This window comes from Williamsoniiplasma luminosum (assembly GCF_002803985.1).
Taxonomy (GTDB): domain Bacteria; phylum Bacillota_I; class Bacilli_A; order Mycoplasmatales; family Mycoplasmataceae; genus Williamsoniiplasma; species Williamsoniiplasma luminosum.
Genome location: NZ_CP024963.1, coordinates 115246 through 131518 on the forward strand (window position 1 = coordinate 115246; position 16273 = coordinate 131518).

General features: G+C 30.1%; 10 protein-coding genes. 3 read left to right on the plus strand and 7 right to left on the minus strand.

What is annotated here, in order from left to right:
- Positions 1-6 precede the first annotated feature (6 nt).
- From ELUMI_RS00470 to secA, 7 genes are all read right to left on the minus strand, one after another.
- Positions 7-1227, minus strand: a complete 1221-nt coding sequence (locus ELUMI_RS00470; RefSeq protein ID WP_025734447.1) for a Vmc-like lipoprotein signal peptide domain-containing protein — start codon at positions 1225-1227, stop codon at positions 7-9.
- Between the two features lie 195 nt (positions 1228-1422).
- Positions 1423-3249, minus strand: coding sequence for a lipoprotein (locus ELUMI_RS00475; protein ID WP_025734446.1), 1827 nt, complete (start codon positions 3247-3249; stop codon positions 1423-1425).
- Positions 3250-3415: 166 nt separating this feature from the next.
- Positions 3416-4213 (minus strand): folate family ECF transporter S component, encoded by a 798-nt coding sequence (locus ELUMI_RS00480; protein ID WP_025734445.1) that lies wholly within the window; start codon positions 4211-4213, stop codon positions 3416-3418.
- A 2-nt stretch (positions 4214-4215) separates the two neighbouring features.
- Entirely contained in the window at positions 4216-5325 is a 1110-nt protein-coding gene (locus ELUMI_RS00485; protein WP_025734444.1) for a bifunctional folylpolyglutamate synthase/dihydrofolate synthase, read from the minus strand.
- The gene (gene uvrA / locus ELUMI_RS00490; RefSeq protein ID WP_025734443.1) at positions 5318-8161 is read right to left on the minus strand and encodes an excinuclease ABC subunit UvrA; all 2844 of its coding nucleotides are present in this window, start codon (positions 8159-8161) and stop codon (positions 5318-5320) included. Before uvrA ends, ELUMI_RS00485 begins: the two co-directional genes overlap by 8 nt.
- Positions 8162-8168: 7 nt before the next feature.
- Complete coding sequence (uvrB, locus tag ELUMI_RS00495) at positions 8169-10163, minus strand: excinuclease ABC subunit UvrB (RefSeq protein ID WP_025734442.1); 1995 nt, start codon at positions 10161-10163, stop codon at positions 8169-8171.
- A gap of 58 nt (positions 10164-10221) precedes the next feature.
- Entirely contained in the window at positions 10222-13101 is a 2880-nt protein-coding gene (gene secA, locus ELUMI_RS00500; RefSeq protein WP_025734441.1) for a preprotein translocase subunit SecA, read from the minus strand.
- Between the two features lie 560 nt (positions 13102-13661).
- Here secA and ELUMI_RS00505 point away from each other — a divergent pair.
- From ELUMI_RS00505 to ELUMI_RS00515, 3 genes are all read left to right on the plus strand, one after another.
- Positions 13662-14417, plus strand: coding sequence for a Fic family protein (locus ELUMI_RS00505; protein WP_025734440.1), 756 nt, complete (start codon positions 13662-13664; stop codon positions 14415-14417).
- A gap of 249 nt (positions 14418-14666) precedes the next feature.
- Positions 14667-15146, plus strand: coding sequence for a type II toxin-antitoxin system antitoxin SocA domain-containing protein (locus tag ELUMI_RS00510; protein WP_198514019.1), 480 nt, complete (start codon positions 14667-14669; stop codon positions 15144-15146).
- On the plus strand, positions 15139-15681 hold the full coding sequence (locus tag ELUMI_RS00515; RefSeq protein ID WP_025734438.1) for a hypothetical protein: 543 nt from the start codon (positions 15139-15141) through the stop codon (positions 15679-15681). Before ELUMI_RS00510 ends, ELUMI_RS00515 begins: the two co-directional genes overlap by 8 nt.
- Positions 15682-16273 lie beyond the last annotated feature (592 nt).

The window sequence follows — 16273 nt, forward strand, 5'->3', positions numbered from 1 at the left end:
ATTTAATTATTTAGATTGAATCGGTAAAGATACCATACCTTTAATCTTATCAGAATTGGGGTGTGCACCGATTTCTATATTCGATGTTTTTAAATCTACAACTCCACTAAGAGGATTTAAACCCTTAACAAAATAGTCTTTTTTGAATTTAAGTCCATGACAAATATTATCTATTGCTTTTTGAATTTTTTGTTTAATTTGTGTTGTTGAGTCACTGCGGTTTATTGTTAGATTATCTTTCAATTCAGAAAGATCTTTTCTGTCATCTTCTTTGATTGCAAAACTAAAATCTCCAAAAATTGAGGGAGAACCATTTTGACCATCAGTTCCTTCTTTAGCTTTTACTTTTACTATTTCACCTAATTTTAATCCATTTTTTGGTAGTTCAACATCATATTCTTTATCAGTAATGACGGCACTTGTAATTGTGTTTATCATAAAATTAATTTTACTTTTCAACACATCTTCTTTTTCACCAACATAGGCGTTTATTTTTTTATTTAAACTTGCAATGTCCATTTTTTGGATATTAAAAGCAAAAATTTCACTTAACTCAGTATTTAAATTTGGTTCTTGTACTGACTTCAGTTTAACATATGCTAAACCTTCCTTGTCCTTGGCTTGAACATTTATTGTTCTTTGTGTTTCACCTTCTGTTGGTACAAAGCCATCACCTAAACCAATGCTGTTAATCAATGATTTGGGTCACAACATTATATTTGAAAGTTTCTTATTCTCGTCATTAATTTCGTTACCATTCTCATCAACTTCAACAGGTTTAAGATCTTTGTCTTCATAACCATTGATTAATGTTTCTTCAAATGTAAAGTTTATCATTCCATTTGGTACTATCAATTTTGGCTCAGACTGTTCTGGTTCTAAGTTTGTTTGCCCATCTTGAATTGTAATCTCAAATGAATCTTTAATTAAATTCGAACCTTCTACTGCTACAACTGTGATTTTATCACCAACTTCGAAAGAATCCTTCAATCCTTGGATTGTATAATCAGTATCTAAAATAGCTCCCTCAATCACATTATTTATAGCTTCTTGAATTTGATTTTTGATAGCTTCTTTGTCGTCATTAATAGTTATTGTTAAATCTTTAATACCATTAATACTTGTTTGTTGATCAGATATGGAATTTGGATTACCACATGCCACAACAGTTGTTGCAGTTGCGGTCATCGTTCCAACACTCCCTAAGATCATTAATAATTTTTTCATATTTTCTTTTCTTCCTTATTTTTTCGCAACATATAAGAGTATAAATAAAGTTTAAAAAAAGTAAAATAATGGATAAATAACGACACAAAAATGGTTAAAAACCATACTTTTAAGTCCAAAATTGCAAAATAGAGGTTGTATTGTTTAGAAGAATCTACAAAAAAAATCTACACTTTTTTTTGTAGATTTTTCAGTTTATTTTCCAGGAGGTACAAAATATTTTATTTCGCATTTAATTTTATCAGAATTTATATGTGCATTAATTGTTATCCGTTGTCCAGCTATAATGTCATCATCATTTAAAAGAGGATTGGAAAGAATAAAGAAATCTTTTTTTAATTGCAGATTAAGTTCTGGATATTTATCATTTAGCGCTTCTTGAAATCTGTTTTTAAAAGTTTTAAATGTTTCAGCAGGTTTTGGTGTAAATTGTCATTGCAAGTCTCAAATATCTACTCGTGTATCTGCTTTAAGTTTAAAACTAAATTCTCCAAAAATAGACTTAGAGCTTTTGTTAGCTATAACAGTAATTTGATCACCTACATGAATTCCGTCATGTAAAGGATAATGTTTAATAACAAAATCTCTTTTCGGTTCTGTGATATTTTTCATATCCTCAGAAGTGTGCATAAAAGTAGCCGTATCGATCATCGTTTGAACTCTAGATTCTATAGTCTTTTGTTCTTCACCAACATAGGCATTTAATTTGTTATTTAAACTGGCAATATTGAACTTTTTAATATCAACAACAAAATTTACATTCAAGAATTCTTTTGTTTTTGTCTTTGAATTCGATTTTTTAACACCTTTTAATTTAACATATGCAAGACCTACATGATTCTTAGCCGTGATTGAAACTGTTCTTTGATCTGGGCCTTCAGTTGGAATCATATCCTCAGTTAAACCAGAATTATTTATTCAACCTTTTTCATATAGTCATGCGTATCTAAGTTTTTTAAATGACTCATCTTTTATCTCTTGACCATTGTGATCAACTTCAACAACTTCAACTTCATCATAATCTTTAATTAAAGATTCATCAAAGAAAAAGTAATTCACTCCATTAGGTACTGCAGTTTTTTTGTCAAAGTTTCCATCGATTATTTCATGTGATGGTTTGATTTTAATTTCAAATCAATCAATAATTAGCATTGATTTATCACTAGCTTTAACGATAATATTATTACCAACAACAGATTCATCATTGGGTCATTCAATTGTATAATCAATACCTAAAACAGCTTCTTTAACGCGATCAGGGTTAGCTTCTGCGAGTTTATTATCAATGGCTTTTTGGATTTTTTCTGCAATTTCTTCTCTTTCATAATCAACAACAGCCTCTATGTCGTTAATGTCTGAAATACTAATTTTGATGATTTGAATTGGTGCTTTATCCTTCATTCTAATGACGAAGGAATCCTTAATCAATTCAGATTCATCTTTTGCTCTAACCAAAATTATTCCTGGTTCTGTTCACTTTTCCTCCAATCCATCAACTACATAATCTTTGCCAAAGACAGCTTTTTGGTCATTGCCTTTAATTTCTTTGAGTTTATTATCAATGGCTTTTTGGATTTTTTCTAAAATCTCTTCTCTTTCATCACCTTCAATAATGTCAGTGACGCGAATTCCTAGAAGACTAATTCTTTGATCGTGTATTAGTGTTTTTGCTTGAATGCGAATTTCAAAATAATCTCTAAGTCATTCAGAAGTTGCATTAGCTTTAACTGTGATTATTTCACCAGCTAATAATTCATCGCTGGGTCATATAATTTCATAATCCATTCCAAACACAGGACGGATAGTTTTTGCAAGATTTGAATTGATCGCTTTTTGAATTCTTGCTTGGATTCTTGCTTGAATTTCTTCTTTTGTTTCTCCTTCAACAACATTGATGTCATCAATGTCTAGAAGACTAATTCTTTGATCAGATGTTGGGATGAAAACACCACATGCAACAACACTTGTTGCAGTCCCTGTTATCATTCCAATACTTCCCAATATTGTTAATAATTTTTTCATCTTTTATTTTTTTGCTTTCCTTTCTTTTTAAACTTTTTAACAAAAAAATTATAAAAATAATTTATGAAAAAATCTTAAAAAGGGTCTAAAAAGTTTAAAAAAGTTCTAAAAAAAATCCTTTTTAGAATAAAAAGGATAGAAATTCTTGATTTTTTAAAAATTAAAGTTATTCGTCTGGATTGATTTCTTGAAGATCTTTTTGGTGTGAAAGCACATTATTTTCTTGGTGTTCAATTGCTAATACTTTTTTCTTCTTGCGCAGGATTGATCCCAAATCTCCAGATTTAGCACATCAAATTGTGCCTTGACGATTTGGGATTCTGGCAACAGAAAAGTAAATCACTCTAAACGAAACAATTGAAGATGAAACATAAATTGGTAACTCAATAATGAAGAGAAGTGGTTTTGGAACTCCAGGTTTTGGAAAGGTTCCAAGTAGATTTAATCAATAGTATTGAAAGAAGGTTTCAAATGAACTAACTTCAGTGTATGTTGTAATCATTAAAAGCGGATTTAAAACCATTAAATGTAAAAACAGGGCTATTCCCATATAAATAGTTGATTTAAAAATTCATCAACTATTTTTTCGATCTAAAAAGACTAACGCTCCCATGACTCCATATACAACTTTGATAAGCATGAATCCGGCATTGAATTGACCAGCACTATTGATGATAGTCCCAACTAAATCAGCGGCAATTCCATTTAAAATTCCAGCAATGGGTCCAAATAACATTCCTGCTAAAAAGATAATAAAGTTTCCAATCATAAATCGAGAACCCATAATATTGATGTTATATCCAATGATGTTTGTAAAAATAATACTTAAAGCAGTCAATACCCCAAGCACTGTAATGTTATAAATTGTTAAACGTTTATAAGAAAATTTTTCAATTACAATTGAACCAATAAACATGACAATAATTGCTAAAATCGAAAGAGTATTGGTCAATATAAAATACATAATTACCCCCTATTATTGAATCATTCATAAACAAGCGGAATAAAATATAAACTTCCACAAATTAAAATATCTTTATTACTATACTCTTTTAAAAAAACCTGTCAATCTTTCACCTTGTTAATATTTTTAATTTTACGAATATCTCATGATTTGAAATGGTCAAAATTGGTAATATAAACTTGGTCAAAATTTTGTTGAAGTAAATCTAAAATTTCTTGATGATTTTTATATGTGCTTGAAGCAAATAAAATGATTGGATTTCAATTTTGTTGTTTAACAGTTGCAATTAATTGAGTAATTCCATCTAAATTATGTGCCCCATCGATCACTCATTTTGGATCGGATTTTAAAATTGTGTATCTTCCTAATGGCGGGGAAAGATTTAAATCATTGTGTTCAATTTGTAACACTTCAAGGGCTTTGGAAACCAATCCTTTATTGCGACCTTGATAAGAAATCACATCATCAAAAAGGTCAGCTCAAATAATTTGAACATCCTTGTCTTTTAAAAGTTCGATAATCGTATCTTGATATTGTAAGTTATCGTGCGAAACAATTAATTTGGTTTTGGGTTTAACAATGCCTAATTTTTGAACAATAATATCTTCAATTTTTTCACCCAACACTTCAGTGTGGTCGAAAGAAATTGAAGTTAACAATGTCATCACTTGTTCAGACATTAAATTAGTGGCGTCTTTCAACCCCCCAATTCCAGCTTCAACAGCGGCAATATCAACTTTTTGATCATTAAAATATAAAATCATAATTAAAGTTCAAATTTCAAAGAAAGTTAAATTAAATTCTTTAATCTCTGGTTCAATTAATTGTAAATATTTTTTTAAATCTTCATCACTAATCATTTGACCATTAATTTGAATTCTTTCATTGTGATAAATAAAAGCAGGTGAAGTAAATAAGCCAACTTTTTGGTATTTTTGTTCAAGTGTTTTTGCAAGAAAAAGTGAAGTTGATCCTTTTCCATTAGTTCCAACAATATTAATTGTTGGAATATTTTTTTCAGGATGATTTAATTTTTTTAAAGCTTTGCCCAAGTTATATTCTTGAGCAAACCTTTGATGAACAGGAATTATTTCTTGATCAACTTTAATCATTTAAGTACCTCTTTAAATATTCACCTGTATAAGAATTTGCTACACTAGCCACTTGTTGAGGAGTTCCGGTGGCCACAATATTTCCCCCAAGTTTTCCCCCTCCGGGTCCTAAATCGATAATGTAATCAGCAACTTTAATAAAGTCTAAATTATGTTCAATTGCAATGACTGTATTTCCTAAATTCACAAGTTTATTTAAGACTTCAATTAAGCGTTTAACATCATCAATATGTAATCCTGTTGTTGGTTCATCTAATAAAAAGACAGTTTTACCAGTCGCTTTTTTCAATAAGTAAGTTGAGAGTTTAACTCTTTGTGCTTCACCCCCACTTAAAGTTGTAGCTGATTGACCAAGACGAATATAACCAAGTCCGACATCAAAAATTGCTTGCAATTTTTGATTGATTTGTGGGATATTGGTAAAGAATAATAATGCTTCTTCAATGGTCATATTTAAAACATCATAAATATTTTTGGTTTTATATTTAACTTGTAAAGTTTCAACATTGTAACGTTTACCTTCACAAACCTCACAAACAACTTCCACACTTGGCATAAATTGCATTGCAATTGTGATCACACCATCTCCTTGACAATGTTCACATCTTCCCCCAGGAACATTAAATGAAAATCTCCCTTTTTTATAACCACGGATTTTAGCTTCGTTGGTTTCAGCAAATAGATCACGGATATCATCAAAAACACCAGTATAAGTAGCTGGATTACTACGGGGTGTTTTTCCAATGGGTTCTTGAGAAATATAAATCGCTTTATCAACGTTCTCTAAACCATTGATTTGTTTGTATTGACCAGTTGTGACTGTGGTTTTAGAAATATGTTTGGTAATCCCTTTGTAAATAATATCTTCAAGCAGAGTGGATTTTCCTGAACCACTAACCCCAGTGATGCAAATAAATTTATTTAAGGGAATTGTTACATTAATATTTTTTAGATTGTTTTCGCTCGCTTTAATAATTTCTAATTTTTTACCATTTCCGCCACGAGTTTTTTTAGGCACTGGGATTGATAATTTATGGGCTAAATATTGACCAGTAATTGAATAATCAGCTTTTAAAATATCATTGTAAGTTCCGTTAAAAATAATTTCTCCCCCGTGTTCTCCCGAACCTGGACCAATATCAACAATTCAATCTGCTTGTTTCATCGTGTCTTCATCATGTTCAACAACAATTAAGGTATTTCCTAAATCCCTTAAATGTTTTAGGGTGTTTAATAAGCGATCATTGTCTTTTTGGTGTAAACCAATACTCGGTTCATCTAAAACATATAAAATTCCAGTTAGTTGTGAACCAATTTGTTTTGCTAAACGAATTCGTTGTGCTTCACCCCCACTTAAAGTTGCAGCACTTCTTGAAAGGTTTAAATAACTTAAACCAACTTCATTTAAAAAACTAATACGGGAAATTATTTCTTTTAAAACTAATTCTGCGATTTTAATTTGATTATCTGTTAATTGGATTTTAAGAATAAAATCCAATTCTTCTTCAATTGTCATTTCAGTAAATTCAGAAATTGATTTACCCCCAATTTTAATTGATAAGGCAGTTGGGTTTAATCGTGCACCATGACATGCGTTGCATGTAATTGAGGCCATAAATTTAGTGTAATATTTTCTTATTTCTTCACTTGTAGTTTCAAGATATCTACGGTTGGTTCATGTCACAACACCTTCAATATAATCAAATTTATCATAACGATTTCCGCTTGCTGAAACTAGTTTAATTTCAATTGGTTCTTCTGTTCCATAGATAATGGCTTTGTATTGTTTAGGGGTCAATTTTTCGATTGGTAATTCTTGATCGATATAATAATAATCACACAAAGTTCTGAATCTTTGTCATTCTAAATTATCAGTTCCAACAGTGTTTTTAAAGTAGGCAATTCCACCTTGTTTAATGCTCAAACTTTTATCAGGAATAATTAAATCTGCATCAGCCGATAGATTCACACCTAGTCCACTACAAGTTTCACACGCTCCCATAGGAGCATTAAACGAAAGTAATCTTGGTTCCATTTCTGGAATTGTAAAACCACAAATATTACATGAATATGATGTGGAAAAAATTTGGTCTTCTTTGTTTTTAGTATGTGGATAATGGGTTTTAATTAAGCCATCAGAGTACTTGACAGCTAATTCCATCGCGGCATACATTCTTGAATTAATCTCTTCTTCGTTTTTATAAATAATTCGGTCAATCACAATATCAATGTTGTGTCTAGTGTTTTTATCCAATTGGATTTCTTCGTTGATTTGATGAATTTTTCCATCGATTTGGACACGAAGAAATCCTTCAGTTGCGAGTTTTTCTAACTCAGTTTTAAATGTCCCTTTTTTATCACGGGCAATTGGGGCTAAAATATAAATTTGTTCTTCTTGGTTAGTGTTTTTTTGGACATTTAAAATGATTTCTTTAATTGAACTTGCTTGAATAATTCCATGTCCATTAATACAATGTGGCATCCCAACTCGAGCATATAATAATCTTAAATAATCATAGATTTCAGTCACAGTTCCAACAGTTGATCTTGGGTTGTGAGAAGTCGTTTTTTGGTCAATTGAAATCGTTGGTGATAACCCTTCAATTGAATCCACTTCAGGTTTCTCATTACCCCCTAAAAATTGTCGAGCGTACGCTGACAAAGATTCGATATATCTTCTTTTTCCTTCAGCGTAAATCGTGTTGAATGCTAAAGAAGACTTCCCAGAACCTGACAGTCCTGTGAAGACAATTAATTTGTCTTTTGGTATTTCTAAATCAATATTTTTTAAATTATTTTCTCTAGCACCTTTAATAATGATTTTATCTTTGCTCATATTTTCCTTATCTATTTTTTTGTTGTTCTAATTCAATTATTGTATCTCTTAAAGTCGCTGCAGTTTCAAAATCTAACTCTTTGGCCGCTTTCAACATATCACTTCTGATTTGATCAATTGTGTGTTGAATCAATTCTTTTTTAGTTTTAATTGATTTCATTCCTTGAACTTTTTTGACAATTTTCAAGGCTTTTTCAGTTAAAAGTGTATCGTTTAAACTTTTAACAATGGTTTTTGGGGTAATATTATTTTTTTGATTATAAGCGATTTGAATCTCTCTTCTTCTTGATGTTTCTTCAATCGCTTCTTGCATTGCCCCAGACATGGTATTTGCATAAAAAATCACAAGTCCATTGACGTTACGAGCAGCACGCCCAGTTGTTTGAATCAGGGATCTGGTATTTCTTAAAAAACCTTGTTTGTCTGCATCAATGATGCAGACTAAACTCACTTCTGGTAAATCCAAACCTTCTCGTAATAAGTTAACCCCAACAATGACATCATACACACCTTTTCTTAAATCGTTTAAGATTTCACTACGTTCTAAAGTTTTTAATTCCGAGTGTAAGTAAGCAGCTTTGACTCCGCGTTCTTGCATGTAAGTAGTTAAATCTTCACTCATTCTAATTGTTAAGGTTGTGACAAAAACTCTTTCATTTTGGTTTTTTCTTTTTTGAATTTCGTTGATAATATCTTCGATTTGACCTTCACTTTTTCGCACTTCAATCATTGGATCAACTAACCCTGTTGGGCGAATAATTTGTTGAATAAATTGATTGTTAGTTTTTTCTAATTCAAAATCTCCAGGGGTTGCTGAAGTATAAATAATTTGGTTTTGAAGTGCGAAAAATTCATCTTGATTGAGTGGTCGATTGTCCATTGCACTTGGTAATCTAAACCCATAATCGACCAAATTTTGTTTTCTTGAACGATCAGTATTATACATCCCTTTAATTTGTGAAACCATCATGTGTGATTCATCAATAATTGTTAAAAAATCTTTTTGAAAATAATCAAGTAAGGTAAATGGCCTTTGACCTGGAGCTCTAAAATCTAATTGTGCTGAATAGTTTTCAATTCCAGAGGTAAACCCAAATTCTTCTAATGATTCGAGATCATATTTTGTTCTTTGTTCGAGTCTTTCTGCTTCTAATAATAATCCGTTGTCAATGAAATATTTTAATCGTTCTTCTAATTCGACTTTAATATTTTCAATTGCTTTTTTCAGTTTATCCTTTTTGGTGACATACGCTTGAGCTGGATAAACTGTAATTGTTCTGGTTTTATTAATCACAGCCCCAGTTAAAATATCTAAAATATCAATCATTTCAATTTCGTTGTCAAACATCGAAATTCTAAACATCATGTTGGCAGTTCAACCAGGCACAATTTTGATAATGTCACCTTTAGCACTAAAAGTTCCGGGTGCATTTTCAACATCATTTCTAGTGTATCCAGTTTGGACTAAAAACGTCAACAACTCACGTTTAGATATTTTTTGATTGATGTTTAATTCAAAAAAAGCATCAGCATAATCCACTGGATTTTGACTAGCATAAATTGCTGCGACCGAAGCTACCACAATCGTGTCATTGCGAGTCACTAAGGCATTCATCGCACTCAATCTCATCATGTCTAATTCGATATTTTGGCGAGCATCTTTGTCAATGTATAAATCTTTTGAAGGAATATAAGCTTCTGGTTGAAAGAAGTCAAAATTGGAAACAAAATATTCAACTCGATTATTGGGAAATAACTCTTTAAATTCATAATAAAGTTGCATGGCTAAAGTTTTGTTGTGAGCAAGCACTAAAGTTTGACGATTCATTTGATTGATCACATTGGCCATAGTAAAAGTTTTACCAGTTCCGGTTGCACCAAGTAAGACTTGGTGCTTTTTATTTTCGTTTAATCCTTGGATCAAATCATAAATGGCATTTGGTTGATCACCAGCTGGTTTGTGGTTGGAAATCAATTGAAATTTTGTCTCTCTTGTAAACATTTTGTCTCCTTAAAACCAAAAATGACTAGATATCTTTTCTAGTCAATATATGGAGCATTTAACCGATTCTGGTTTTGCTAATTACTTCTTCTTTTTCTTCTGTTTTTGTTAATGTTTTAACTTTGATTGGTTTGGGTTTTGCTTTTTTATTAACAGCTTCACTTGAGCGAATGATCGCCATTTCTTTGGCGACATTGACAAGAATTTCTTTGGCAAAATGCAGTTGCATAATAATTTGTTCATCAGCTGGTTTTTCTTCACTCATCAATTTTTCGAAGCATTCTTCAACTTCTTCAACAGTCATTTTGTTGAAATCTGCAATCCCTAAATGTTTTGCCATCTCTTCAACTTGAGCTTGATTAATTTCAATTTCTTGTTTATTTGGGTTAGCATTAGCACCTCTGCGTTCTAACTCAATCACCAAACCTAACAAGATATCATGATGGGTTGCAATTTGTTTTTGCATTTCAGGATTGTCCTTGTTTGCTTCCATTAATTGACTAAAGATATTGTGAATATCTTCTCTGTTTAGATTTTCATTAGTCATATTATTAGCTGCTAAAATTTCATTAATGTCTTGATCAGAGATTTGAATTTGTTCAGGTTCTTCATCACGTTCAACATCTTCTCTAATTACAATTCTTGATAATTTGTCAACAACTTCAAAAGCGATCGAAACTTTAGTTTTATTAAATAAGGTTGTTGCTTGTTCAATGTATTCAGCAAGGGGATTGTTTTGCGCATATTGTTGTAAATAAATTCCAGAACGCAATTTTGAAGCAATGTTAATATGCTTGGTTCAATAATCATCAAATGAAGCTAAGATGTTTTGTCTTTCCATTTGTAAAACAACATCTTCAGGAACATCAGCAATTCTATTTTTATAGAATTTCATCATTTCTTCAGCAATTTCTTTGGCTAAAATTAGGTATTCTTTGTTTTCAAAGTCTGAGGCTTTGAAAACACCGGTTGCAACAAATTTACCATCAATGCTTTTTAATAGTTGTTTAGTATCAATTGTTTTTTCTCCACGAACAATTCGTGAATTTTTGACAATTAATTCATATGCAGTCGTGATTTGGAATTTTTTGATAACTGGTTTTTGATCAGTTGCAAATAAGATTTCATCACGTTGAGCATACATCGCTTCACGTTGTTGAGCTAAAATGTTGTCATAATCTAAAACATCTTTACGTTGATCAAAGTTCATTCCTTCTAATTTTTTTTGAGCATTAGTTACAGATCTTGTAAACATTCTTGAATCAATATGGTCATCTCCAAGTGATTTTAATCTTTCTCTTAATTTAGGAGTGGTAAAACGAACCATCATATCATCTTCCATTGAAATATAGAATTTTGATTTTCCCGGATCACCTTGTCGCCCAGATCTTCCACGTAATTGATTATCAATTCTTCTGGCTTCGTTTCGTTCAACCCCAAAAACATATAACCCACCTAAATGTTTAACTTCTTCAGCTAATTTAATATCGGTTCCACGACCAGCCATGTTTGTTGATAATGTAATTGCCCCTTTTTGACCAGCTTTAGCAACAATTTCGGCTTCTCTTGCGTGGTTTTTGGCGTTGATCATTTCAAATTTTAAATTTGCTTTTTCTAAATAACGTGAAATTTGTTCAGATGATTCAACTGAAGTTGTTCCGATCAAAATTGGGTTCCCAACTTCGTGAACAGTTTTAACATCTTGGACTAATTTCTTAAGTGCTGCATGTTTAGTTCCAAAGGTAAAATCATTTTCATCAATTCGGATAAGTGGTCTGTTGGTTGGAGTACAAATGACTCTTGTATTATAAATTTTGATAAACTCTTCTTCTTCGGTTTTTGCAGTTCCAGTCATTCCAGATAATTTGGCATATAGACGGTAAAAGTTTTGGTAAGTAATAGTTGCCAAAGTCGTTGTTTCTTCTTCGACTTCGACACCTTCTTTGGCTTGAAGTGCTTGTTGCAATCCATCAGAATAAGCGCGACCTTCCATGATTCGACCAGTAAACTGGTCAATTAAAACGATTTCATTATCACGAACAGTATATTCAACACCTTCTTTAAAAGTGAATTGGGCTTTTAAAGCATTCATGATCAAGTGGAATAATTCAGTATTATTGACATCAAATAAGTTATCTAATGAGAAGTATTCTTTGGCTTTTTGCATTCCTTGTTCCGTTAAGAAAACTTGTTTTGATTCAAGATCAATTTCTAAGTCCTCTTTTAATTTAACTGTGGTTGAAAAAGTATTGGCAATTTCATATAAGTTTTTACGATCACTATAACCACCTGAAATAATTAATGGTGTTCTTGCTTCATCAATTAAAACTGAGTCCGCCTCATCAATAATTGCAAAGTTCAAACCTCTTTGAACTTTGGCGTCAGCATCTTGGGCCATGTTATCTCTTAAATAGTCAAATCCTAATTCCGAGTTGGTTGTATAAGTTACATCTTGAGCATAAGCATCTTTTTTCATGTATTTAGGTAAGTTAGCACCATTCAATCCAACAGTGATTCCTAGTAAGTCATAAACTTGACCATTAATTTCACTATCACGTTGTGATAGGTATTCGTTAACAGTCACAATGTGGACACCTTTACCAGTTAGAGCATTTAAGTATGCAGGAAATAAACCGGTCAAGGTTTTACCTTCTCCGGTTCTCATTTCTGCAATGTCCCCACTATTTAAAATAATCGCCCCAATTAATTGAACTCGATATGTGTTTAAACCTAAAACTCTATTAGCTGCTTCTCTAACAACAGCATAAGCTTCAATTAATAGATCATCAACATCTTCACCATCAGCAATTCTTTGCTTAAATTCTTCTGTTTTTATTTTAAAATCTTCATCCTTTAAAGATTTCATTTGTGGTTCTAATGCCAAAATTTTATCAGCAATTTTACCATAGTACTTGATTCACTTTTTATCACTTGCCATTTTTTTCCCCAATCATTACTTAATCATTAATTAATTATAAAATAATTCACCAAAATAGTCATTAAAAGTGAGTAAGTATATTATGAATTACAGCAAAAAAAATGAAAATGAACTCAATATATAAGTTTAGAAAGAAAAACGTTTCCTTATAAACAAATTTGATTATCAATTTTTGCTTTTATTTTAGTTTGTAATTTGTAACTAACATGAAAAAATCTTTGTTAAAACATAAGTCAAAACAACCGCAAAAAAAGATTTATTCTTAAACAAAATTTCATAAAAATTTTAGATATAAAGTGTATATACAGAGACACTTTTTTCTTTATTTTGTCAAGGATTTTGCATGGAATTATTATGTCTTAAATGTTATAATAACTATATCTTTAGTACCAACATAATAAGGAAATATATATGTTTCGATTTGGATGAAAATCCATTGAAACAACAACAAGTTGAGGACTTCTTAGTCGATATTGGTTAATCGATGTATTAGCATTAAATAAATGTTGAGTTAATACTTAATATTTGTTTTTTATTTAAAATAGAATAGGGGGGTTAATATGAAATTAACAAAAAAATATTTAGAAGATTTAAAATTAAGAGATGCTTTTAACTCATCTCACATTGAAGGTAATACTTTAACTTTCGGTGAAACTTATTGTTTATTATTAGATAATAAAACCCCAAACAGAACTGTTAATTTACGTGAATTAAATGAGGTTCAAAACTATGAATCAGCTTGAAATTTAATTGAAAAATCTTTAAATCACAATAAGTCTGTGTCTAAGGATTTAATAAGGGATATTCATTTTACTTTAACAAGCAATATTAAAGGTATTGTGTCTGGTGAATTTAGAGATTATGATGTTCTAGTTTCTGGTTCAAACACAATTCCGCCAGCACATCAAAATATCTATCCTTTAATGGATAATTTTTTATATAAATTTGAATCATTAAATATTGATAGTTTATCAGTAGAAAAAAAATATAAAGCAATTATAAGTTTTCACTTAGAGTTCGAATCTATCCATCCATTTCAAGATGGAAATGGAAGAATCGGAAGAAGTCTTATGATTTTTCAGTGTTTACAACATGATTTGGCCCCTTTAATCATTAAAGAAACAAAGCGAACAGAATACATATCTTTAGTTAGTCGATCAAGTGAAGAGTACTTTAAAGAGTTGTCTGTTAATGATACTACTAGCTTGTTTTATGACCATTTTAAAGAAGATATCATTGAAGAATCTAAAAGATTTAAAATAAGTCAAGATGAACCAACAATTGAATCAAATGATGACTATGAAATTGGTAATTAATCACTGATTTAAGTTGTAGATTTTGAGTTAGAATATAATCTAAGTACGAGACCGTTTAGGCTAAATGTTGGTGTAAAAGCCAATGTTTTTTTATACTATATTATATAATTAATAACGTAAATGAGGTTTATTATGAATGTAGAATATATCAAAAATATCATTTCAGAAAGAGAAGAATTTAATTCTTTTTTTGAATTGGAAACACACGACATAGAAAAGTTATGATTTGCAATAAATCAGTTTTTTATTATGGCTAAAGAAAATAATTTTACTGTTTACAAAACTCATCTATTGAAATTTATTTCAATATTGGAACTAGAATACGTAAAAGAAGCTGGAAACTTTTTTACTGGTCAAAAGTTGATAAAAATGGAAAATGGACCAGTTCCATCTAAATTTGACGATTTTCTAAAAGAAATTATAAAATGCAACAAAAATTGCAATACATTTCCTTTCAATGTAAAGATGGTTGGAATCACTGAACCCAAAGCGATTGTTGAATGGAATAATAATTTCGAAACATTTGATATCTTCACATCTAAATTCCAATTAGAAATAATTAAAGCAAGTGTTGAAATTATTTTTGAAGAAAAAACTGTTTTGAATCTTTCAAATTACACTCATAAATATAAGAGTTGAATCACTGCAAAAATGAATAAAGAAATAAACTTATTTGATGAAATCATTGACGAAGAAAGAAAAAAAGAAATGGAAATGATATATGGATAATTTTGTTAATTTAGAATTATATTTTTTGTCGAATCATGGTAATTGTGTCTTTTCTAATTCTTCTTGCGATCATACAGAGAAAAAGAAATGTCTGCCTAAAATAATTGTTTTAAAATTAATTGATGCAAATGAAAATGAGATTAATCAAATACCTTTGTATTATAAGGCAACAAGCAAGATCAATCATAATGAACCAAATAATTCATGGTTAAAACTAAACGATTATAATGAACTAAAAAATATCTTACATAAAAACACATTCATACGAGTTGGGAATAAAGAAGAGGATTTCCAAAGAAACACCAAAACTAAAGTTATTTCATCTTTCCCTGACAAAAATTCTCGAAGATTTCTATCCTTAAAAATTAAAAGAGATATTTTAGATCTCTTTTTAAACGAAGGCAATTCCTTACAATTGAACCACCTATCCAAAATTGAAGCTACAATAATAAATAAAAAATTATTACATTTAGAAAATTTAATTGAAGCTGCAATTGAATATGATGAAGTTAATTTTGACTTTGAATTAGAATAAAAAAAATATGTTATTATATTTATGCAATAAATAAATCAAAATAAATCTTAAATGATTTTTGGGGTACTTACGGAGTGGTAAGTGCTTTTTTCTTTTTGATTCAACAATTTGTTTAACAAGAGACCGTTATCACACAACAGCATTGTTGTAAAATATAGGTGTGCCGAAAAAGAAATCACTACAGATAACAATAAAAAAATATAAAAATTTGAATTTTGTTGTATAATTAAATTACCGACCTACAATTTAAACAGATAATGCTGGCCCTTTTATTGGGAATGTAGGCGCATATCTAAAGAGCAACATTGTTGCTCTTTTTACTTTTATTTTATATTAGCATCATTTCCAAATCGTGAAAGTGAAGCATCGATTGGTATTTTTTGAAGTATTAAAAAAACTCAATATATAAGTTTAAAAAGAATAAATGGATTTTTGATTGAATATTTGAAGAAAATTTTTAAAATATAGGTGTATCAAGAAAGAAAAAAATAGATTTTAAAAATTTAGTTTTTCAGAAGATGCACTTGGAAAATTTCGATCATTTCAACTTTGGATAAGGGTAGAATTATCCATCAAAAAGATTGGAATTTTC